At 67.7% G+C, this 20,285-nt stretch carries 20 protein-coding genes; 7 read left to right on the top strand and 13 right to left on the bottom strand.

The genetic code is table 11. From position 1 onward, the window contains the following. Positions 1-47: 47 nt before the first annotated feature. Positions 48-1,646, bottom strand: coding sequence for an ABC transporter permease (locus AB0M15_RS35550; protein ID WP_363828839.1), 1,599 nt, complete (start codon positions 1,644-1,646; stop codon positions 48-50). After that, the gene (locus tag AB0M15_RS35545; protein ID WP_363828836.1) at positions 1,643-2,557 is read right to left on the bottom strand and encodes an ABC transporter ATP-binding protein; all 915 of its coding nucleotides are present in this window, start codon (positions 2,555-2,557) and stop codon (positions 1,643-1,645) included. Before AB0M15_RS35545 ends, AB0M15_RS35550 begins: the two co-directional genes overlap by 4 nt. A 76-nt stretch (positions 2,558-2,633) precedes the next feature. On the opposite strand from AB0M15_RS35545, the gene AB0M15_RS35540 reads away from it, so the two are divergent. Further along, positions 2,634-3,131, top strand: coding sequence for a MarR family transcriptional regulator (locus AB0M15_RS35540; RefSeq protein ID WP_363828833.1), 498 nt, complete (start codon positions 2,634-2,636; stop codon positions 3,129-3,131). 198 nt (positions 3,132-3,329) lie between these two features. Here AB0M15_RS35540 and AB0M15_RS35535 read toward each other — a convergent pair whose 3' ends face one another. Then, the gene (locus tag AB0M15_RS35535; protein ID WP_363828830.1) at positions 3,330-5,192 is read right to left on the bottom strand and encodes an alpha/beta hydrolase; all 1,863 of its coding nucleotides are present in this window, start codon (positions 5,190-5,192) and stop codon (positions 3,330-3,332) included. Between the two features lie 101 nt (positions 5,193-5,293). Then, the gene (locus tag AB0M15_RS35530) at positions 5,294-5,986 is read right to left on the bottom strand and encodes an NBR1-Ig-like domain-containing protein (protein ID WP_363828826.1); all 693 of its coding nucleotides are present in this window, start codon (positions 5,984-5,986) and stop codon (positions 5,294-5,296) included. 169 nt (positions 5,987-6,155) lie between these two features. Between AB0M15_RS35530 and AB0M15_RS35525 the strand changes: the two genes are divergently transcribed. Further along, complete coding sequence (locus AB0M15_RS35525) at positions 6,156-6,848, top strand: CHAP domain-containing protein (RefSeq protein ID WP_363828823.1); 693 nt, start codon at positions 6,156-6,158, stop codon at positions 6,846-6,848. A gap of 61 nt (positions 6,849-6,909) precedes the next feature. Here AB0M15_RS35525 and AB0M15_RS35520 read toward each other — a convergent pair whose 3' ends face one another. Together AB0M15_RS35520 and AB0M15_RS35515 are read right to left on the bottom strand one after the other, a co-directional pair. Further along, positions 6,910-7,677, bottom strand: a complete 768-nt coding sequence (locus AB0M15_RS35520; RefSeq protein ID WP_363828820.1) for an alpha/beta hydrolase — start codon at positions 7,675-7,677, stop codon at positions 6,910-6,912. A gap of 38 nt (positions 7,678-7,715) precedes the next feature. Next, a complete protein-coding gene (locus tag AB0M15_RS35515; RefSeq protein WP_363828817.1) occupies positions 7,716-8,747 on the bottom strand; it encodes a LacI family DNA-binding transcriptional regulator in 1,032 nt (343 codons plus the stop codon). Between the two features lie 77 nt (positions 8,748-8,824). On the opposite strand from AB0M15_RS35515, the gene AB0M15_RS35510 reads away from it, so the two are divergent. From AB0M15_RS35510 to AB0M15_RS35500, 3 genes are read left to right on the top strand one after another with little or no spacing between them, the layout of a single operon-like run. Further along, entirely contained in the window at positions 8,825-9,775 is a 951-nt protein-coding gene (locus tag AB0M15_RS35510; RefSeq protein WP_363828814.1) for a sugar ABC transporter permease, read from the top strand. Then, complete coding sequence (locus AB0M15_RS35505) at positions 9,756-10,622, top strand: carbohydrate ABC transporter permease (RefSeq protein ID WP_363828809.1); 867 nt, start codon at positions 9,756-9,758, stop codon at positions 10,620-10,622. Before AB0M15_RS35510 ends, AB0M15_RS35505 begins: the two co-directional genes overlap by 20 nt. A 22-nt stretch (positions 10,623-10,644) precedes the next feature. Continuing rightward, a complete protein-coding gene (locus AB0M15_RS35500) occupies positions 10,645-11,943 on the top strand; it encodes an extracellular solute-binding protein (RefSeq protein ID WP_363828801.1) in 1,299 nt (432 codons plus the stop codon). A 103-nt stretch (positions 11,944-12,046) separates the two neighbouring features. Here the strand turns inward: AB0M15_RS35500 and egtD are convergent, their stop codons facing one another. The 4 genes from egtD to AB0M15_RS35480 form a co-directional block, all read right to left on the bottom strand. After that, on the bottom strand, positions 12,047-13,003 hold the full coding sequence (egtD, locus tag AB0M15_RS35495; RefSeq protein WP_363829132.1) for an L-histidine N(alpha)-methyltransferase: 957 nt from the start codon (positions 13,001-13,003) through the stop codon (positions 12,047-12,049). Positions 13,004-13,035: 32 nt separating this feature from the next. Beyond that, a complete protein-coding gene (locus tag AB0M15_RS35490) occupies positions 13,036-13,872 on the bottom strand; it encodes a class II glutamine amidotransferase (RefSeq protein WP_363828798.1) in 837 nt (278 codons plus the stop codon). Between the two features lie 76 nt (positions 13,873-13,948). Next, entirely contained in the window at positions 13,949-15,283 is a 1,335-nt protein-coding gene (gene egtB, locus AB0M15_RS35485; protein ID WP_363828795.1) for an ergothioneine biosynthesis protein EgtB, read from the bottom strand. Beyond that, complete coding sequence (locus tag AB0M15_RS35480; RefSeq protein WP_363828792.1) at positions 15,280-16,548, bottom strand: glutamate-cysteine ligase family protein; 1,269 nt, start codon at positions 16,546-16,548, stop codon at positions 15,280-15,282. Before AB0M15_RS35480 ends, egtB begins: the two co-directional genes overlap by 4 nt. Positions 16,549-16,824: 276 nt before the next feature. Between AB0M15_RS35480 and AB0M15_RS35475 the strand changes: the two genes are divergently transcribed. After that, entirely contained in the window at positions 16,825-17,901 is a 1,077-nt protein-coding gene (locus tag AB0M15_RS35475) for an FAD-dependent oxidoreductase (RefSeq protein ID WP_363828789.1), read from the top strand. On the opposite strand, the gene AB0M15_RS35470 is transcribed toward AB0M15_RS35475, so the two are convergent. Next, on the bottom strand, positions 17,891-18,553 hold the full coding sequence (locus tag AB0M15_RS35470; protein WP_363828786.1) for a (2Fe-2S)-binding protein: 663 nt from the start codon (positions 18,551-18,553) through the stop codon (positions 17,891-17,893). The two genes, AB0M15_RS35475 and AB0M15_RS35470, sit on opposite strands and share 11 nt — an antisense overlap. 96 nt (positions 18,554-18,649) lie before the next feature. On the opposite strand from AB0M15_RS35470, the gene AB0M15_RS35465 reads away from it, so the two are divergent. Beyond that, positions 18,650-19,300 (top strand): hypothetical protein, encoded by a 651-nt coding sequence (locus AB0M15_RS35465; RefSeq protein WP_363828777.1) that lies wholly within the window; start codon positions 18,650-18,652, stop codon positions 19,298-19,300. 11 nt (positions 19,301-19,311) lie between these two features. Here the strand turns inward: AB0M15_RS35465 and AB0M15_RS35460 are convergent, their stop codons facing one another. Further along, a complete protein-coding gene (locus tag AB0M15_RS35460) occupies positions 19,312-20,121 on the bottom strand; it encodes a hypothetical protein (RefSeq protein ID WP_363828768.1) in 810 nt (269 codons plus the stop codon). Beyond that, a complete protein-coding gene (locus tag AB0M15_RS35455; RefSeq protein WP_363828761.1) occupies positions 20,118-20,258 on the bottom strand; it encodes a hypothetical protein in 141 nt (46 codons plus the stop codon). Before AB0M15_RS35455 ends, AB0M15_RS35460 begins: the two co-directional genes overlap by 4 nt. Positions 20,259-20,285: the final 27 nt, after the last annotated feature.

The raw sequence follows: 20,285 nt of genomic DNA, 5'->3' as shown, positions 1-20,285 counted from the left end.
GGGTGTGGGAAGGGACGAATTGCAGCTTGTTGCAACGGGCTGGGGGTTTAGCCGATGTCCCGGCGGCGGAAGGAGGTCGCACCGGTCAGCAGGATGGCGGCGGCTATCGCGGCGAGGACGACGACCGGGGTTGCGGAGAAGTCGCCGCCCGGGAGACGGGGCGTGTGGGCATACGGGGAGATGTCCATCAGGCCTTGGGGCAGGTCGAAGAGCGGACCGAACTGGCCGATCAGGACGAAGGCACCGAAGAGAGCCCAGGCCCCGGTGACCAGCTTCGGCGCCAGGCCGAAGAGGAGGACGACCAGGGCGGTGACCAGCCAGATGGCGGGGAGCTGGACGGCTGCGGCGGCCAGCATTCGCGGGAGCTGGCGGCTCATGTTGTGGAGGGAGGCGCCGCTGGAGATACCGGAGCCTAGGCCGCCTACGAGGATCAGTGCGCCGGTACCGAGCAGGGCCATCAGTACATGGCTCGCCAGCCACTGGTAGCGGGTGACTCCCGTTGCCAGCAAAGGCTCTGCGCGGAGGGCGGTCTCCTCGGAGCGGAGCCGGAGCGCCGCCTGGATGCCGAAGGCTGAAGCCAGCAGGCCGAGGATCCCCATCTCGGTCGAGAGGAAGGCGTCGGTGATGCCGTTCACCCCGCCGAGCTTCTCCACCATGTCGCGGGCGCTGTCGCTGGTGACGAAGCCGTCGACGTTCGAGGCGATGTTGCCGACCACGAATCCGAGCAGCAGGAAGCCAGCTCCCCACGCGTAGAGCGAACCGCGATGCAGCCGCCACGCCAGCGCGAGCGGTGACCGCAGGGACGCCGCACCCGTCGCAGGCCCGGGCCGCGGCCGGACCAGGCCGGCACCGACGTCGCGACGGCGCAGCAATGCGAAAGCGGCGGCGATCAGCAGACCCAGCAAGGCCAGCGGAAGCAGCGCGACTAGCCACCGGTCACCGGCGTACGCGCGGATCTGCTGGGCCCAGCCGATCGGCGACAGCCAGGAGAGCCAGGCAGTTCCGCCGTCGGAGGCCGAGTCGCCGGCCGCGCGGAGGATGTAGCTGACGCCCAGTACGACCGCAGTGATCCCGTTGGCCGTGCGGGCGCCTTCGGTCAGCTGTGCCGCCAGTGCGCCGACGCCGGCGAAGGCGAGCCCGGCAACGATCCAGGTGAGCCCGAAAGCGAAGGATCCGGCGGCGGGTAGGCCGGTACCGATCAGGCTGAGCGCGGTCAGCAGGCCGAGCACGATCACAGTAGAGGCCGAGACGATCAGCGCTGAGGTCAACGCGGCGTACCGGCCGAGCACCCCGGCGCTGAGCAGCTCGAGCCGGCCGCTCTCCTCCTCGGCCCGGGTATGCCGAACGACCAGCATCGCGCCGAGCAGTCCGACCAGCAGCGCACCGAAGGCGGTCAGCTTGAGCAACGACAGCTCGCCGAGCGACGAGGGGTCGAAAATCCTTCCGTACAAGGAGACCAGGGCTGGTGAGGAGTTCGAGGTGTTCGCGGCCGAGACGCGCGAGGCCACGTCCGGGTAGAGGTCGATCGATGCCTTGGCGGAGCCCGCGGCCATCGAGACGAAGACCAGGATCCAGACCGGCAGGAGCACCCGGTCCCGGCGCAGCGCGAGCCGTACCAGGGTCGAAGTACCAGCGAAGTCGTTCATCGCGCCGCCGCCACTGGTTCAGCTACCGAGTCATCCTCGTAGTGCCGCAGGAACAGCTCCTCCAGCGTCGGCGGCTGGGCGACGAGACTCTTGATCCCACTCGCCGCGAGCTGCTTCATCAACCCGTCGAGCTGCGCCGTATCGACCTCGCAGCGCACCCGGTTGCCCTCGACATCGAGGCTGTGTACTCCGGGCAGGTTGGCCAACCCGTTCGGCGAAGAGGCCAGCTCGGCCTGGATCGACGTCCGGGTGAGGTGCCGCAGGTCGCCCAGCGTGCCGGTCTCGACGACCTTGCCGCGCCGGATGATGCTGATCCGGTCGCAGAGCGCCTCGACCTCCGAGAGGATGTGGCTCGACAGCAGCACGGTGCGATCGCGGTGCCGCTCCTCCTCGATGCACTGCCGGAACACCTCCTCCATCAGCGGGTCCAGGCCCGAGGTGGGCTCGTCGAGGATCAGCAACTCGACGTCCGACGCGAGCGCCGCGACCAGCGCGACCTTCTGCCGGTTGCCCTTGGAGTAGGTCCGGCCCTTCTTGGTCGGGTCCAGGTCGAAGCGGCGGAGCAGGTCGTCGCGCTTCTTCGGGTCCAGCCCACCACGGAGCCGGCCGAGCAGATCGATCACCTCGCCGCCGGTCAGGTTCGGCCACAGGTTCACGTCACCAGGGACGTACGCGAGCCGCCGGTGCAGCTTCGCCGCGTCGTGCCACGGGTCGCCGCCGAGCAGCGACACGTCCCCCTCATCGCCCTTCAGCAGGCCGAGCAGGACCCTGATGGTGGTCGACTTCCCGGCGCCGTTCGGGCCGAGGAAGCCATGCACCTCACCGGTCGCGACATCGAGGTCGAGACCGTCGAGGGCGTGCGTGCTGCCGTACGACTTGTGCAGTCCGGAGACCACTATGGCTGATGTCATGATTCATAACGTACACTCTATTCAGAAGATTGTGAATCTTTCGAACAGAAGAGACAATGGGGCGGTGAGTGCAGCCATGGAGAGAGATGAAGAGGTCGTCCAGCGGTACGCCGAGCAGTTCGGCAACACCCTGGCAGAGCAGGGCTGGCCGCGGATGTCGGCCAGGGCCTTCACCGCGATCCTGGCCAGCGAGGACGGCCGGCTGACCGCCGCCGAGCTGTCCGAGCGGCTCAAGGCGAGCCCGGCCGCGATCTCCGGCGCGGTCAACTATCTGCTGCAGCTCCGGCTGGCCAGCCGGGAGCGGGAGCCCGGCAGCCGGCGCGACGTCTACGTCGTCCAGGACGACTTCTGGCACCAGTCGATGATGAGCCAGGACCGCGGCCTCAGCCGGTGGGAGGAGATCCTGCGCCAGATGCTCCCCTACGTCGGCGCCCGCACCGAGGCGAGCCGGCGGATCCGGGCGACGATCGGTTTCGTCGAGTTCATCCAGGACGAGGTCGAGGGCCTGAGCGATCGCTGGATCAAGCGCAAGGCCGAGATCGACGCCGAAATAGAAGCAGAAGACAACAGCTGAAAAGCACGCCTTCTCGCTTCGCTCGAAGGCGGGGGTGGTGGGGGCGGTCGCCTGCGGCGTGTAGGCAGGGGGTGGCGGCGTGGGGCGGTCGCCCGCGGCGTGGGGCAGGTGGTTGCTTGGGCGGTCGGCAGCGCCCGCGTGGAGGGCAGCCAGCACTGCGGGGTGCGGGTGGCCGGCGGCGCCGGCCACCCGCTTGTGTTAGCGCAGGGTGCTGGCTGCGACTGTGTCCATCACCTGTTGGAGGAGGGGGTTTGCCTTGGGGGTGGCTGCCTTCGACTTCGGTAGGTGGACCGACTTGCCGTCGACCGGGCCTTTGACGGGGTAGACGGAGAGGTCGCCGGGTAAGGGGGTGGTGCCGCAGAACTGGTCCTTGGCCGGGAGTTCGCCGGTGAAGATGTACCGGTCGCCGATCTGCTCGGCGCAGGCCGACCGATTACCGAGGATGTACTGGCCGTGCTGGCCCTCGTCGTCGATCGCGACGAAGCGGGTCGCGTTCTTGGTGTCATTGTGCGTGCGGAGCGAACCTTCGTAAGCGGTCGCGGGGTCCATCTCGCTCTGGACGATCAGGATCCGTGGCGACCCGGTCAGGTCGAGCTTGCGGTCCTGCGGGGCGTACTTCCAGAACGCGCACATCGGGACACCGTTCAGGTAGCCGAAGAAGTCGTACTTCTTCGCCATCTTGTCGGCTTCCTTGAGGTAGAAGTTCGTGTCCTTGCTCCACGCCGTGTCGTTGCAGCGAACCGTCGTACTGATCGCACCGACGTTCACCAGCTCATCACCCGACTTGGCGCGAGCCGCCGACATCTTGGCCTCCGCGATGAGCGACCGCAACGAGTCAACCTGCGTCGCCGCGACAGCACTCGCGGTGGCCGGCGTCACGCCGTACCGGGTCCGCAGCGCCGCCAACGTGTCGAACTTCTGCAACTCCGGCGCCAACCGCGCCCACGCCGCGTCGACCTGAGCCAACTCGATCTTCCCCGAAGCGGTCGGCGCCTTCGTGAACTCGTCGTGCACCAGCACATCCAGCGTCGCCCGGATGAACCGCGTGTTGTTGTAGATCGCGCTGTAGATCAGCCCGTCGAGGTCGTCCCCACGGACCGAGCTCTCCCCCGCCTTCACCAGCGTGGTCAGCGACGCGCGGATCCCGTTGTACTTCGCAGTGACCTGCGCCGGCGTACTCCCCAACCCGCTGATCTGGTCGGCGTGCCGAGCGATCCACGGGAAGAACTGGGTGTCGCGGCGACGCTGGCCGGAGAACGGGTCGAAGTTCACGTTGGCCCACTGGGTGTGGGTCCAGTCCATGTTCGAGTCGAGCACGAACCGGCCGACCTTCGACGGGTAGGTGTCGGCGTACCAGCCGCCGAGCCAGGTGCCGTAGCTGTACCCGATGAAGTTGAGCTGGCGCGCCTTGAACAAGGCCCGCAGGAAGTCCATGTCATAAACGGTCTGCTGGCTGCTGACGAACTGGCCGAACTCGGTCGCGGAGCAGGCGTCGGCGTAGAACTTCGCCTCGGCGACCTCGACCTTGTGGGTCTGCTTGGTGCGCTCCTTGTAGTCAGGAGTCACCGGCAGCGCCGCGAGGTCCTCGGCCGACGCCAGGCACTGCAGCGGAGTGCTCGCGCCGAAGCCGCGAGGGTCGAAGCCGAACAGGTCGAAATCGCTGAACAGCTGCGGCTTCGAGACGCCCAGGCTGGCCGTCAGGTTGAGGCCGGCGCCACCAGGCCCGCCGGGGTTGCTGGTCAGCAGGCCTTTCGAAGTACCGGTGGCCTTGCTGTACGAGATGGCGACCTGGACGTCGGGGTGCGCGTCCGGGTGCGCCCAGTCCATCGGCACGTTGACCTTGGCGCAGTTGGTGGTCGGCGCCTGCGGGTAGCCGCGCTTGATGGTGGCGTCGAACGAACAGACCGACCAGTTGATCGGCTGGTCGAGATAACGCTGCGGAATCGCCGGTACGGCGGGGTCTTTCGGCCCGGAGGCGGCGGTCGCGGAAGTTGTGGCCGTCAGCAACGGAACGAGCACTGCGACGGCGACGGCGGCCGCGAGTTTGCGGGGGCTGGGCACGCTGAGATCTCCCTTTGTCGGGCGGACGGGAAGCCGTCAACGTATTCGGCCCGGCACCGTCGGCGACACCCATTGGCCCAACCTCAAGGGCAAACACTCACCTACAGCTCGTACACCGTGAAGATCGTGCAGTACACCGGAGGCGATTCCAGGCCTGGGTAGTACAGTCGGCCGGCTTCGTCGGTCACCTTGAAATAAGCCGTGGACGCGCCGACCTGGGACGGCGCCTGGAGCCGCATTCGGACCGTCACGACCTCGCCCGGTACGGCGTCCGGCAGTCGGGCGCGGGATGGCGAGCGGAGCCATCCCGGCGTACCGGCTGCTCCTTGTCTGGTCAGCCAGCGATCGTGCCAGTTGCTCTCGCCGCTGTTGCGGATCTCCCAGGTCTTGTCGAACTCCTCGTCGCGGATCACCCGGGTGCCGTCGGGCACGGTCTCGCCGACGAGCTCCGCGCGGTCCTCGGGATGGTGATCGGCCGGTACCGACCCACCCAGCAGTGTCGGGTGCGGGAGCGAGTCGCGCCGGCGCATGTCCCGCATCGACATGTCCTTGCCGGCTCGTACGGCCGCGTCGAGCTCCATCAGCTGGTTCACCAAAGCGCGGCCGGCGCCGAAGGAATCGTCGTACCACTCGATCAACTCGCGGCTGGGCTTGGTGTGGCCGCGCTCGACCCTCGACAGATGGCCCTTGTCCCAGCCGGACAACGCCGCCGCCCGGGTGAGCGGCACCCCGGCGGCCTCTCGCAGCTCGCGCATGCGGCTGCCGATCACGTACCTCGCCTGCGCTGGCCTCACGGCGAACTCCCAAGTGTCACTAGTTCACGGAGACTACCTGGTTTCGGTTACTCGCTTTCGTTGCCTACTGCGACAACTCCGTGACGCTCTGATTCTGTGGGGTGTAGTGCCAGATCGCCAAGGATCCGCCCACTCCGAGCGACAGTTCACTCCCAGAAAGGCCACGACCATGCGGACCGCCCTCACCCGTACTTTCGCCAGGCTCACAGTTACCACTCTTCTCGGCGGCGTCGCCGTGCTCGGCGGCGTGGCGCTGCCCGCGCACGCCGCCACCGGCACCGTCGTCACCGATTCCGGGCTCGGGGTGACGATCCGCTCCGGCAACGCGACCACCTTCGGCGCGGTCGGCACCCAGCCGAACGGCGCGGTCCAGATCGACTGCCAGATCTACGGCGAGCCGGTGACCGGCAAGTTCGGCCGCAGCCTGGTCTGGGACCACGTCCCCGGCAAGGGCTTCATCTCCGACTCCTACGTCAACACCGGCAGCAGCGGCCTGGTCGCCCCGCTGTGCACGAGCAACCCGCGCGCCGACAACGCGATCAACTGGTACGCCGCCCGCAACGGCTCGACCGCGTTCCAGGGGTACTGCGAGATGGCCGCCGAGAACTCGTACGGCAAGACCGGCATCTGGGCCTCCGCCAAGGCCGACTGGAACGACGCCGTCGCCCGCGGCGTCGCCCACCGCGACCTGAACGCACCCAAGGGCGCCCTGGTCTTCTGGGACCTGGCCGCCCCCTACGGCCACGTCGGCGTCTCCCGCGGCGACGGCTACTTCTGGGCCACCAGCGTCAACGGCAAGATCGGCCTCGCCAAACTCCCCTACTTCAGCAGCTACCTCGGCTGGGCCTGGCCCAACTTCTGATCCCCATTCAGCCCTTGGCACGGGGGCTGAATGGCCACAAGCACCCAGGCGCACCCGCCCCTCAAGCGCCTGGGTGCTTCGCCATGCGCCTCAGCCAATCCCCCACCAACGCTTGGTACAAGCCGTCATCGTCGACGGGCAGATCATGGTCAGCCCGATCCAGTACTGCATAAGTCGCGCGCGGGTAGTCGTCGAGCAACCCCCAGGCATCGGCGAACCCCGTCATCACGTCTTGGCGGCCGGTGACGATCAAAGTCGGGGTTTCGAGACGGGCTCGTGGTTCGATGGTCAGGCTGTACTTGGCGACGTCACTCTGGATGCTGCCGAGGAACTCCAGGTCGGCCGCCGCTTCCGCCACGTCGTAGTAACGCTCCTGCTTGCGGTGACTCGCGGCTCGGTAGTCCTCGTCCCTGACGGACGGGTCATCAGCTGGAAGGGTGCGCTTGGCGCGGTCCACGACTACGCCCGGCACTCTCAGCAGGAGGCCGAGGATGCGGGTGGGGTCGCGGTGGACGATGCCGCGCGCATGCAGGCCACCTGCCGACGTACCGGCCAGGGCGAAGGAGTCGGAGCCGACCAGGTCGTCGATCGTGCGGGCCAGGACATCCAGCATGTCGTCCTGGTTCTTGATCCACGGGCGGGCTGGGGTCTGGCCGGTCCCGGGTGGGTCTATGTAGATGCGACGCCAGCCGGGATGGGTGGTGAAGACGGGTTCGTGGACGTCGCGGCCTTCGCCGTTGGCGTTGCCCCAGCCCGGCAGGAACACGATCGCTCGTCCTTCGCCGAAGGACTCGTAGTACACGGGCAGGTCGTCGACCAGGCTGATCACCCGGTCGACGCTACCTACTTCCTGCAGCTTCGTCGCACTTATTTGCCGGTGGCAGAACGCTCGCCGGAGCCTCGCTGGATCAGTTGGCAGGGTAGGACGATCCGTTGGGGTGGGCGGGTGTCGGACTTGGACGCCCGGTCCAGGAGGAGGCGGGCGGCGATCCGGCCCAGCTCGGCGATGTCGGAGGCTACGACGGTCACCGGGGTGGGGAGCATGTCGGCCAGGCGGAAGTCGTCGAAGCCGACGACCGCCGGCTCGGCGGCTACCTCGCGGAGGGCTCGGAGTACGCCTTCGGTGAGGAAGTTGGTGGAGGCAAACAACGCCGTGGGCGGGTCGGGGCGGTGCATCAGCTCGCGGGTTGCTTTTTCGGCCGCCTCGGCGGTGCCTTCGGGGAGTTGGATGACGAGGCTTTCGTCTACCTCGACGCCGGCCGCTCGGCAGGCTCGACGGTAGCCGCGCAAGCGTCGGCCGGTGGTGTAGTACGACGGGGCGAGCAGGATAGCGATCCGCTCATGGCCCTGCTGCAGAAGGTGATCCGTGGCGAGCTTGCCACCACCTTCGTTGTCGACCATCACGATGTCGGCCTCGATCCCGTGCGCCGGCCGGTCCACGAACACCACCGGTACACCTGCGCCCGACAGGAAAGAGTGATCCCCCTGGTCGGGCACGATCATCAACCCGGCGACCTGCCGCCCGACCAGCTCCTGGATCGCCCGCCGCTCCCCCTCCGGGTCCTCGTCGACCGAGCCGAGCACGACCGCGAACCCGTCCTGCCCGGCCACCTCGAGCGACGCCTTGGCGATCGTCGCGTAGAACGGGTTCGTCAAGTCCCCCAGCACCAGCGCGAGGCTGGACGACTTCTTGCCCGGTCGCAGCGCCCGGGCGACCTCGTTGCGCTGGAAACCCAGTTCGTCGATCGCCACCCGGACCCGGCTGGCGGTCTCGTCCCGCACACCGGCCCCGCCGTTGACCACCCGGGAGACCGTGCCCAACCCGACACCGGCCCGCTTGGCCACGTCGATCATCGTCGGCCGGGCGGACTCGGCTTGTCTTGGAAACGTTTCGGACACAGGGTTGACTTCCCTCTCAGGGCACGGCATCGTCACCTCACAGTAAACTTTGGAAACGTTACCGTCCAGGAGGCAGGATGAATCGTGACGGACGGAGTCGTGGCGGCAGGCGACCAGGTGGTGGGTTCAGCCGCAACGCCGGTTCGGACGTCAAGGCCGCTTATCTGTTCATCGCGCCGGCCATCATCGGATTCACCGTCTTCGTCGTCTATCCGCTGGTCCGCTCGTTCTATCTTTCGCTGACGAAGTACAACGGCCTGACCGACCCCGTCTTCGTCGGCCTGGCCAACTTCCGCCGGCTGTTCACCGTCGATCCGGCGTTCTGGCCGTCGCTGCGCGCAACGGGGTACCTGGTGGTCCTCTATGTGCCGCTGTCGCTGGCCCTCGGCCTCGCCCTCGCGATGTTCTGCAACCAGCGGTTCGCCGGCGTCCGAGTAGTCCGCACTTTGACGTACCTGCCGGTGGTACTGCCCGCCGTCGCCACCATCACGCTGTGGAAGTTCATCCTCAATCCCCAAGTGGGCTTGGCGAACACGATCCTCGACAAGCTCCACCTGCCGACCAGCCTGTGGCTGCAAAGCCCGACGATGTCGATGCCGTCGATCGTGATCGTGATGTTGTGGGGCGTCGGCGGGACGATGATCATCTTCCTGGCCGCGCTCCAGGCGGTGCCGACCGAGCTGTACGAAGCGGCCCGGGTCGACGGCGCCGGACCGTACGCCGTGTTCTTCCGGATCACCTTGCCGATGATCAGCCCGATCATGCTGCTCCAGGTGATCCTGCAGACCACAGCGGCGCTGCAGACCTTCAACCAGCCCAAGATCCTCACCAACGGCGGGCCCGGCTTCAGCACCAGCGTCTTGATGCTGTCGATCTACAACAACGGATTCTCCAACCTGGGCAGGGTTCCGCAGCTCGGGTACGCCTCCGCGCAGGTGTGGGTGCTGTTCATCGTCATCATCGCCGTGATCGCCCTGACCGCGAAGTTCTCCTCGCTCTGGACGTACAGTGACAACACTCCCGACTGAGTCCCGCCGCCGCCCGGCCGGTACTACGGCCTGGTACGCGACCGCGCTCTTCGTCTGCGCGGTGATGATCGTCCCGCTGCTGTGGATGATCACCATCGGCCTGAAGAGCCGCAACGCCGTCTTCGAAGTACCGCCGCGACTGCTGCCGCACGACTTCCACTGGCGCAACTTCCTCGACGGCCCGCAGGCGATCCACTTCCCGCGGCTGTTGCTCAACTCAACGATCATCACCGTACTGAGCGTGCTCGGCGGCGTGATGACCGCGATGATGGCCGGCTACGCGCTGGCCCGGCTGCGGTTCCCCGGGCGGAAGGTCTGGTTCTACCTCTTCGTCGGCAGCATGCTGCTGCCCGGAGTGGTCGGCCTGATCCCGCTGTTCCAGCTGTACAAGTCCATCGGCTGGTACGACACCTGGCTGCCGTTGATCGTGCCGGCCTTCTTCGGCGGCAACCCACTGTTCATCTTCCTGGCCCGGCAGTACTTCCTGGCCATCCCGTACTCGATCGACGAGGCGGCCAAGATCGACGGCGCCGGGCACCTGCGGATCTTCGTCAGCGTGATGCTGCCGTTGACCCGGCCGGCCTGGATCACGATGGCGATCCTCGCCTTCCAGGCGTCCTGGAACGACTTCCTCAATCCGCTGGTCTACCTGTACTCCGCCGACAAGTGGCCGTTGTCGGTCGGCATGGCGCAGTTCGTCTCGCCCTTCGCCGGGCAGACGCCGAACTGGAGCTTCTACATGGCCACCAACCTGCTCTACATGCTGCCGCCGCTGATCCTCTTCTTCGCCGCGCAGCGCTACTTCATCCAGGGCCTCGGCTCGCTGGGCAGCACGACGCAGAAGTGACTCACCCCTGAGGAGCACAACAGTGAAACCGATCATCGGCACCACCCTCGCCTGCGCCGGGTTGCTGACGGCAACGGCTGCCTGCAGCGGCTCGGACTCCGGCGGCAAGTCCGACGGCCCGGTCACCGTGACCGTGATGACGTGGGAGTCCCCCGAGACGAACACGGCCATCAAGAAGGCACTCGAAGGATTCAAGGACGACAACGTCAAGGTGCAACTCGTCGACACCCCGAGCGGCGGGTACGGCGACAAGCTCGCGTCGCTTACCCAAGCGAAGAAGCTGCCCGACCTCTTCTGGTGCGGCAACGACACCGAGCAGCAGTACACGTCCCAGGGCCTGCTGGTCGACTGGTCGAAACGGGTCGACAGCGGTGACGGCGGCCTCAAGGCGGACGACTTCGTCGGCTCGGCGATGAAGAACTGGAAGACGAGTGAGGGCCAGATGGGCGGGCTGCCGTCGCTGATGAACACGTACGGCGTCTGGTACAACGCCGACGCGTTCAAGGCGGCCGGCATCCCGGAGCCCAAGTCCGGCTGGACCTGGGACGACATGTACTCCGCGGCCGGCAAGCTGGCCGGCAAGAACGGCGCGAAGTACGGGCTGGTCGCGGATCAGCTGACCTCGGCGGACGCGCCGTTCACGATGTCGATGTACGCGGTGTCCGCTGGTGGCGCACCGTTCACCGACGACGTGAACCACCCGACCAAGGCAGAGATCGACGACAAGTACACCGAGGGCGTGGAGAAGCTGGCTGCGGCGATCAAGTCGGGCGCGGTGGCACCTCCGGGGTACGACGCGTCGAACGTGCCGGCGTTGTTCTCCGGTGGCAAGGTGCCGATGATGTTCGGCGGCCAGTGGCTGGCGGCCGGGTTCCAGACGGACAAGCCGAAGATCAAGTACGGGTTCGCGCCGTTCCCGCAGGTGACGACGCCGGCGACGCTGTACGACTCGGTGGGGATCTGTACCCCGCAGTACACGGCCAATGAGGACGCGACGTACAAGGTGCTCTCGTATCTCAACACCAAGGTGTGGGACGCCGTGCTGCCCGCGTCGCCGGTCGCGCCGCCTGCCTATACGCCGGCACAGGAGAGCTACTTCGGCGCTTTGACCAAGGCCGGCCAGACCACGGTCGTGGACACGGTCAAGGCTGACCTCTCAGCGGAGAAGACGGTCGGTGTGCGGTTCACGACCCAGTGGGCCTCGCAGGTCGGCGACCTGACGACGGCCATGTACCAGCCGATCCTCAGCGGCAAGAAGCCAGTGTCAGACCTTCAGTTCTACGCCGGCAAAATCAACGACCTCATCAAGTCCCAGGGCTGAAACACCAGCCGGAGGTAGCGACCTCGAACACCTAGCGGTGACCTTGAACACGAAATAACTTGTTCAAGGTCACCGGAGGGTGTTCAAGGTCGCCGGAGTTGGCTCAGACTGCTTGCCAGAGGGAGAGGGCGAAGCGGTGCTCGGGGTCTGTCCACCAGGCGCCGTTCGTGAAGCCGGCCTTGTCGAGTTCAGCCTCGACGCCGTGGCGGTGGAACTTGGCGGAGACCTCGGTGCTGAGCTCCTCGCCTTCGGCGAAGTCGACCTCGAGGCCGATCTCGGGGATGAGGACCTTCATCGCGCGGTCGGCCCGCAGGTGCATCTCGATCCACTCGTTCTCGGGATCCCAGATCGCGCGATGGCTGAAGGAGTCCACGTCGAAGTCCGCGCCGAGCTGACGGTTCAAGACCCGCAGTACGTTGCGGTTGAACTCTGCGGTCACGCCGGCGCTGTCGTCGTACGCCGCGACGAGGGTGGCCGGGTCCTTCACGAGATCCGTGCCGAGCAGCAGCCACTCCCCTGGCTCCAGTACGTCGCGGACGGACTTGTAGAAGTCGGCCCGCTCGTCGGGTAGGAGGTTGCCGATCGTCCCGCCGAGGAACGCGACCACGCGTGGCGCCTCGCCGGGAAGCTTGTCGAGGTGCTCGGTGAAGTCGCCGACGACGCCGTGCACGGTGAGGCTCGGGTAGTCGGTGTTGATCGCGGCGGCGGCCTCGCGCAGCGCCGACTCCGAGACGTCCAAGGGCACGAAGGTTGTCAGTGTGCCGTGGTCGCGCAGGCCGTCGAGCAGCAGGCGCGTCTTCTCCGACGAGCCCGAGCCGAGCTCGACCAGCGTGTGCGCGCCGGTCAGCTCGGCGATCTCGCCGGAGCGGGCGTCGAGGATCTCCCGCTCGGCGCGGGTCGGGTAGTACTCCGGCAGCCGGGTGATCTCCTCGAACAGCTCACTGCCTCTTGCGTCATAGAACCATTTCGGCGCGAGCCACTTCGGCTCGGCCGTCAGGCCGGCCCGGGCGTCCTCCCGCAGCGCGCGGGCGGCGTAGTCCGGGGTCAGGTGGATGTCGATTGAAGTCCCCTGTCCGGGGCGTTGGGGTGGGATCAGATGTGACACTGTCGTCCTTCCAGCAATGGGGTGACGGCTAGCGTGCTTTTAGTTGCTAGTAGCAATGAGCGATCTGGAATCTCTTCCCAGCCTTCGCTGGTCCAGGGCTCGGAGCTGACCGCGACGGAGTCGGTGGCGCGGCGGACCCAGAGCGAATGCGTCCAGGTGGTGGCGACGATCTGCTCCCCATCGGTCAGCAGAAGATTGAGACGTGACTCGGGCGCCACGGCGGCGACATCCCGCACGACCGACGCCACCGCCTCAGGCGCTCCCAAGTGCAGGCGGTCTTGGACGAGCGCCCACAGGAGTGCTGAATCCATCGGCGCCTCCAGGGTCAGCAGCTCAGAAACCGGCAACCCCTCCGCCAGCTTGGACACCGACCCCGGCCATCCGCTGATCAGCCCGTTATGACTGAACAACCATTGGTCCCTGGTGTACGGCGCCACCGCGATCTCCGTCAGCGGCGCACCAACAGTCCCATTCCGCACCGCCGCCAACACCGCCCCCGACCTGATAGACCCCGCCAACCCCGGCAACGACTCATCCGCCCAAATCGGCACACTCCGCCGATACCGCACAGGCACCCGCCCGTCCGCCGCACCGGCCCCGGCCGGGCCGACCGACCTACCGGGCGAGGCGGGCGAGCCGGTCGCGGCAGCCGAGCCGGGCGCGGCGTCGGGGTACCAGCCGAGGCCGAAGCCGTCGGCGTTCACCGAGCCGCCGCCACGCATGTCCGACGGGGCCCAGCTTTGGCGGTACAGCGAGTGGGGTGGGTCCAGGATGAGTGAGGCGAGCGAGACGGGTGGGCCGAGGTAGGCCAGATGGCGGCACATCAGCGGCCTCCCCGCCGGATCCTCCGGGCTGCGCCGACCCGCCAGTTCCTCGGGGCTGCGCCGCTTGGTCGGCGCACTACGCCAGCTCCTCGGGACGCGGGTCGCGGGCGCAGCGGAAGCCGGCGAAGATTTGGCGGCGGATGGGGTAGTCCCAGTTGCGGAAGGTGCCGCGGGCGACGATCTCGTCGGTGCCGAAGGAGCCGCCGCGGAGCATCTTGTAGTCGTTGCCGAAGAAGACCAGCGAGTACTCGTCGTACGGGAACGCGCGGAACCCCGGGTACGGCTTGAAGTCGCTGCTGGTCCACTCCCAGACGTCGCCGATCAATTGCTCGACGCCCAGAGGCGATGCGCCTGCCGGGTAGGCGCCGATCGGCGCTGGACGCAGGTGCCGTTGACCAAGGTTCGCGTGCTGCGGACCCGGGCTCTCGTCCCCCCACGGGAAGCGTCGAGTCCGCCCGGTCGCCGGGTCGAAGCGAGCGGCGAACTCCCACTCCTCCTCGGTCGGCAGCCGCTTGCCGGCCCACTTCGCATACGCCTCGGCCTCGTAGAAGCAGACATGCATCACCGGCTCGTCGAGCGGCAGCAACTCCCGATGCCCGAACCGCGTCCGCACCCAGTCGCCGTCCTCGCGCCCCCAGAACCGCGGCGCGACGAGCGACGCCTTCTGCACATGCGCCCAGCCCGCTTCCGACCACCACTGCGGATCCTCATATCCACCACCAGTGACGAACTTGAGGTAGTCGCCGTTGCTGACCGGCGCCGTGTCGATCACGTACGGATCGACGTGCACCGCGTGGGCGGGCCGCTCGTTGTCGAGAGCCCACGGCTCGATCGAAGTACCCATCTCGAAGACGCCACCGGGCACGAGCACTTCGGCCTTGGCCAGCCGTCGACCGGGCGGCGGCGCCGGCGCGTCGAGCACCGGGGCGCCGGTCCGCAACTGGTGCGTGGCCAGCATCGTCTCGTCGTGCTGCTGCTCGTGTTGCACGATCATGCCGAACGCGAACCCGTTGTCGATCAGCTCGCGATCGCCGCCGAACTTCACGTGATCGAGCACGTCGAGGACCTTGTCACGCACCTCGACGACGTACTGCCGGGTCTCGGTCGGACTGAGCAGCGGGAGCGACGGGCGATCGGCCCGGGCATGCATGAACGCGTCGTACAGCTCGTCGATGTCCTGGCGGACCGGATCGCGGCCGCCGACGTCGCGGACCAGCCAGAGCTCTTCCTGGTTGCCGATGTGCGCGTAGTCCCAGACCAGCGGGGACATCAGCTTCGAGTGCTGCCGGACCAGGTCGTCGGTGTCGACCGCGTCGGTCAGCTGGACGGTCCGGCCGCGCGAGCGCTCGAGCTGCTCGGCGACGAACGATCGCAGCCCCTCGGCGGTCAGATCTGACAACTGGTGGTTCATGAAGCTCGCCTTCTTTGGGTGTCGTCGACGATGTAGTGCAGTCGCTCGCCGGTCTCGGTGATCAGGTCTTGATCCACTCCGGTCCGGCTCAGGTTGGTGGTGGCCAGCTCGACCAGGTCGCGCGCGGCCTGCAGTACAGGCTTGTCGTGCAGCCCCTCCCGCGCGGCGGGGAACCAGCGCCCGGCCGCCGGCGCTGCAACAGCCAGTGCTTGATCGGTGACGGCCGGGTCAGACATCAGGGCGGACAGCAACAACGTCGGCGTGATCCAGCCGTCGCCGTCCTGGGCATCGAGGTAGCGGACCTCCAAGTAGCCCCGCGGCCGCACCGGCGGGAAGAGTGTTGACAGGTGATACTCCAAGTCCCCGTACGTCGGCCTGTCGCCGAGCGGATCACCAGCGCCGGCGCCACCCGCCAGGCCGGTGCCGTCCAGGGCGCCATCTGCCCAGGCGCCGAAGGTGAGTCCGGCGGGTGCGTCCCAGCTGTCTCCGCGGCGGAGGCAGAGGACCGGCGCCTCCATCGCAGTACGGGCCCAGGACTCGGCGGGATCACCATCGAGGGGCGGCGGCTCGGTGAAGGGCGCGCAGGTACCGAAGGTCGCCTCGGTCCGGGCGGAGGCCCAGCCGGTGTCGCTGCCTTCGCGGTTGCGCGAGTTGGCGAACAGGGCGACCAGGGCCGGCCCGAAGTCGTGGAGTGCTCGCCAGCGCAGGGCGGTCTGGTCCGCTTCGCCCGCGTCGAGGCAGACCTGCAGACCGGCCGAGCTGCACATCATCCGCGGACCGTGCGGTCCGAGCTGTGCGAAGGCTCGCTCCATCGCGGCGTACCGCGGAACGGTCAGGATGCGGCGGGGTGGGCGGAAGGCGTCGAGACCGTGCCGTCCAGGCACCAGGCCTTGGGCGGCGAGCAGCTCGGTGAGCTGCGCGGCATCGGCCGTCGTGTCGTCGATCAGCCTGGGGATGGAGTCCGAGGCCTGGCCGGAGATCTCCACCTGGCCACCCGGCTCCACGGTGACCAGAGAACCCCGGCCGAGTGGCAGCTGCGGGCTGCCCGGGACCAGGGTCGGGGGCGCATGCACGCCCAGGGCGTTGCTGAGTTGGGCGGCATCGAGCCGGCGTTGCGGATCATCTGCGTGGTGCACCGTCCACTCCAGCTCGACACCGTGCAGCTGGGGAGGACCATGCTTGAAACACACCATCGCGACGTAACCCTCTGCCTCCACGCGGGAGCCGATCGGGGTGGTCGCCGGAAACTCGCCGGGCGCGGTCACGTCAGCGAACCTAACCGCGCCCCTGGGCGCGTTCAACCGATAGTGGGTTACCCCTCGATGACGTGACAGCCGGGGTCGGAGCCGTCCAACACTGTGTCGAATTCATGATCGACATCGTGCCTGCGGCCACCGACAATATTCGCGCGCACGGCAAGCACCCTTTTGTAGCGCTTCGGTCGGCCCCGCCGGTACGCCGTGCCGAGCCGCCGCCGTCCGTTGCGCTCAGAGCGAAACCCCGACCGTGGTGAGCGGTATCCGGACGGGTAGGAAGGGTGCATGCAGACCTATGACGTGGTCGTGATCGGGGCCGGCGCGATGGGGTCGGCTGCGGCCCGTGCGCTCGCGGTTGCCGGGCGTGAGGTGCTGGTGCTGGAGCAGTACGAGCTCGGGCACGACCGGGGTGGCTCGCATGGCGGCACCAGGCTGTTCCGGCTCGCAATCGACGATGAGGGTGAGCTGTTGCGGGCGGCAAGATCCCGGGAGCTCTGGCATGAGTTGGAGAGCGCGACCGGCGTACAGATGCTGGACCTGGTCGGGGGTGTGGACCATGGCATGTCCGAGCAGCAGGTTTCGGAGTCTGCCGAGTTGCTTGGGCGGCATGGGGTGGAGCACGAGGTACTGACGGCCGCGGCCGCTGGTGAGCGGTGGCCGGGGATGCGGTTCGACGGGCGGGTGCTGTACCAACCCGGGTCGGGGCGGGCGTTGGCGGCGCAGGCGTTGGGGGCGATCCGGGAGTCGGCGGTGGCGTTGGGGGTTGAGTTCCGGGGTGGGTGCGCGGCTGGCGTAGTACGGGTTGCCGGGGATGGGGTTGAGGTGGAGACGGAGGCCGGCGTCGTACGGGCTGGGCAGTTGGTGGTGACGACTGGGGCTTGGACTGATCGGCTGTTGGCTGGAGTTGTGGAGGTGCCGGCGATCTCGGCGTCGCAGGAGCAGCCGCGGTTCTTCGCTGCTCGGGATGAGTCGGTCGAGTGGCCGGTGTTCGTGCATCGGCGGGCGGCGACTCCGGCGTACGGGGTGTTCGAGGAGGGGCGCGGGGTGAAGGTCGGGTTGCATGCGACCGGGCCGGTGATCTCGCTTTCCGAGCGGGATTTCGAAGTGGAGCCGACGCGGGATGCGGCGCTGGTCGCGTATGTGCGGGAGTGGTTTCCGGGGCTTGATGTCGCGCGGTCCGAGGCGATCAGCTGCCTCTACGACAACACCGTGCGCGGGGACTTCGTCATCGACCGGCGTGGGCCGATCAGCGTGGCGGCCGGCTTCCACGGCGAGGGCTTCAAGTTCGTACCGCTGGTCGCCCGCTACCTGACCGATCTGGTGACCGGCGCCGGATCGGTACCTGGTGTTTTCAGCCTTTGATCCGCGGGCAACCGCCGCAGGGGTTGACGTTGGGCAGCGCGTAAACGAAGCAGCACGAGGTACGGACCTTCTGCTCCAGATCGATCCTGAAAGCCTCGGCGGCCATCGCCGCCTGCACCGCTTCCTCCGGTAGCCGCAGAGCCGCCCGCAGCTCATCCTCGACCGCACCACGCTTCTGCCGCGAACTCATCTTCACGCCAGGCTGGTAGCTGTCCGTGAACGCTCGCGTGTGCTCTTCAACCTGCCGGGCCGCCTCCTCGAGGGGCACCACCCGCTCCGACAGCAACGCCACTTCCATCGGGTAATGCGCAGTTGGATGCTTGCGAAAAGCAAGCGACTCAGCCGACACATCCGGCGATACCCCGGTCAACGCCGTCGAGATCCCGGCAACGATCGCCGGCACCGACACGTACCACATCAACACGAACATCGCCGCTACCTGCTGCGGCGGCTCGATCCCGTACTCCCGCCCGTAATCATCAAGCAACGCCTGCCGCCACTCCAGGGTCGGATCCCCACCCGCCCCCTGCTCCGCGAGCAACTCCGCACAAGAAACCCACTCAGCCCCCGGCACCCCAACAGCCGCCCGAACAGACAGCCAGGAAACCTCCCCATCCAGCCTGCCCGCGAGCCGCCCCACGGTGTACGTCACACCCCCACCCTACGTTCAGCCCCGGGTCCGGTACGGCCTGCCTGAACTGGTCGTGCCTGCGTTGGTGGTGATTGTGGTACTGCGTAGGGTCTGGGCATGGTGTTGGAGCGATGGCATGTGGGGCCGTGGACTGGGCGGGGGACGGTTGAGGGTGAGCCGTTCGAGGCTGGGGTGAAGCGGACGCCGGATGAGTTGAACTTTGATGTTGTTGGGTTGTCGCGGATTTTGGGGCGGCGGCAGACGACTGCGGAGGAGATGTTGATGCGGCGGTGTCAGGGGTTGTTGCGGCCTACTGATCCGCGGGTGTCTGGGGTGGAGACCATCGCGGATGCGGAGGTTGCCGGGCAGTTGGCGGAGTTGGCTGAGGTGGCGTTCGGGTGGATTGCGGGGCAGGCGCCTGAGGGGTATGAGTTCGTTCGTACTGATGCTGTGGAGTTGCGGCCGGTGATGGGTTTGGCGGCTGAGGTGGTTGCTGTGGATGCGGTGGTACAGGCAGCGGTTGAGCGCGGGGACGCGTTGCCGGCGGATCGGTTGGCGGCTTCGCAGGTACGCCGGTCGAAGGCGGGCGACTGGTACGCCGGTGACGCGGTCTGCAACTGGTCGGGCCCCTACCCGACCGCCGAGCAAGCCGCCGATGCGGTGCGGGCCGCTCGGGTCGAACTCGTCAACCAGCTCGCCGAAGCGGGCCACGATGACCTTGCAGCCACCGCGACCCGCTGGCCCGAAGTCGTAACGCAACAGCCCTGAGACTGGGATCGCTACGCAGCGGCCATGAAGCCGTGTTTGAGGCCCAGCCTCTTCAGCGAGTCCATCCCGGGGATGCCGTCGGCGTCCTTGCCCGTGAAGCCCAGCTTGCGCTGGAACTGCGCGTAGGCCTTGATCGTGACCGTGCCGAACGATCCGTCCTTGGCGAAAGCCGGCGACAGCAACCCCTCAGCCACCAGAGCGGCCTCAACCACCCGGACCTCAGCCGGGAACGAAGTCGCACCATCGGCACCGGGTGCGTCCTTCCGGGCAGCAGCGACGACCCGCGCCAGCGACACCGTCGGCACGCCCGGCCGCCGAGCGCCTCCGCCGCCGCGTCCGCCTCCGCCGCCGACCGCCTTGTAGTTCGGGCGGCCGAAGCCGCGGATCATCGTGGCGCCACCGGTCCAGCGCCGGCTGTGCCGGAACACCCCGACGCCGGTCCTGCTGCCGTCCAGGTTGGTGTTGCCCTCGATCGTCTTGACGAAGTCGCCCTCGACCCGCTCGACGAAGAAGACGTGCGCGATCCGCCCCAGGTCCTTGTCGAACAGGAAGCCGACATCACCCGCCCGCGGGCTGTTGAACAGCCGCCCGGCGTTCTTGAAGCCGGCCTGCATCGACGGGGTGAACGCGGTGTCCGTCCCCGCCACCAGCGGCACCTTGTTGCTCTTCCAGCCCGCGACCAGGAACGTCGCGCACCAGGCCTGGCCGTTCGCGTGCCCCGCCTTGGCCGCGTACGGGTTCTTGTTGGAACCGAGCGGCTTCTCCATCGTCCGCACCTGCGCCGCTGCCCAGGTGAGCAGGTCCCGCACCGTGCCGGTCATGAGTCGGACTCCAGCGTCGCACCGTCCACCAGGTCCTCGTCGTACTGCGGCAGCCGGGTCTGCACGACCTGGTCCTGCGCACCGTCCTCCGGTAACGGGTAGTTGCCCGTCTCCACCGGTTTCTCCTTGTCAGGCATCCTTTTCTCCCCCTTGGAATCTGGGGG

The organism is Kribbella sp. NPDC051718 (assembly GCF_040681515.1).
Taxonomy (GTDB): domain Bacteria; phylum Actinomycetota; class Actinomycetes; order Propionibacteriales; family Kribbellaceae; genus Kribbella.
This window is presented reverse-complemented; position numbering and strand designations above follow the sequence as displayed.

What these genes read in the sequence shown, in the direction of transcription:
- AB0M15_RS35455 (WP_363828761.1), bottom strand. Translation starts at nt 20,258, where the DNA reads ATGCCTGACAAGGAGAAACCGGTGGAGACGGGCAACTACCCGTTACCG.
- AB0M15_RS35490 (WP_363828798.1), bottom strand. Translation starts at nt 13,872, where the DNA reads ATGTGCCGCCATCTGGCCTACCTCGGCCCACCCGTCTCGCTCGCCTCA.
- AB0M15_RS35540 (WP_363828833.1), top strand. Translation starts at nt 2,634, where the DNA reads ATGGAGAGAGATGAAGAGGTCGTCCAGCGGTACGCCGAGCAGTTCGGC.
- AB0M15_RS35510 (WP_363828814.1), top strand. Translation starts at nt 8,825, where the DNA reads ATGAATCGTGACGGACGGAGTCGTGGCGGCAGGCGACCAGGTGGTGGG.
- AB0M15_RS35545 (WP_363828836.1), bottom strand. Translation starts at nt 2,557, where the DNA reads ATGACATCAGCCATAGTGGTCTCCGGACTGCACAAGTCGTACGGCAGC.
- egtB (WP_363828795.1), bottom strand. Translation starts at nt 15,283, where the DNA reads ATGAACCACCAGTTGTCAGATCTGACCGCCGAGGGGCTGCGATCGTTC.
- AB0M15_RS35525 (WP_363828823.1), top strand. Translation starts at nt 6,156, where the DNA reads ATGCGGACCGCCCTCACCCGTACTTTCGCCAGGCTCACAGTTACCACT.
- AB0M15_RS35550 (WP_363828839.1), bottom strand. Translation starts at nt 1,646, where the DNA reads ATGAACGACTTCGCTGGTACTTCGACCCTGGTACGGCTCGCGCTGCGC.
- AB0M15_RS35475 (WP_363828789.1), top strand. Translation starts at nt 16,825, where the DNA reads ATGCAGACCTATGACGTGGTCGTGATCGGGGCCGGCGCGATGGGGTCG.
- AB0M15_RS35460 (WP_363828768.1), bottom strand. Translation starts at nt 20,121, where the DNA reads ATGACCGGCACGGTGCGGGACCTGCTCACCTGGGCAGCGGCGCAGGTG.
- AB0M15_RS35465 (WP_363828777.1), top strand. Translation starts at nt 18,650, where the DNA reads ATGGTGTTGGAGCGATGGCATGTGGGGCCGTGGACTGGGCGGGGGACG.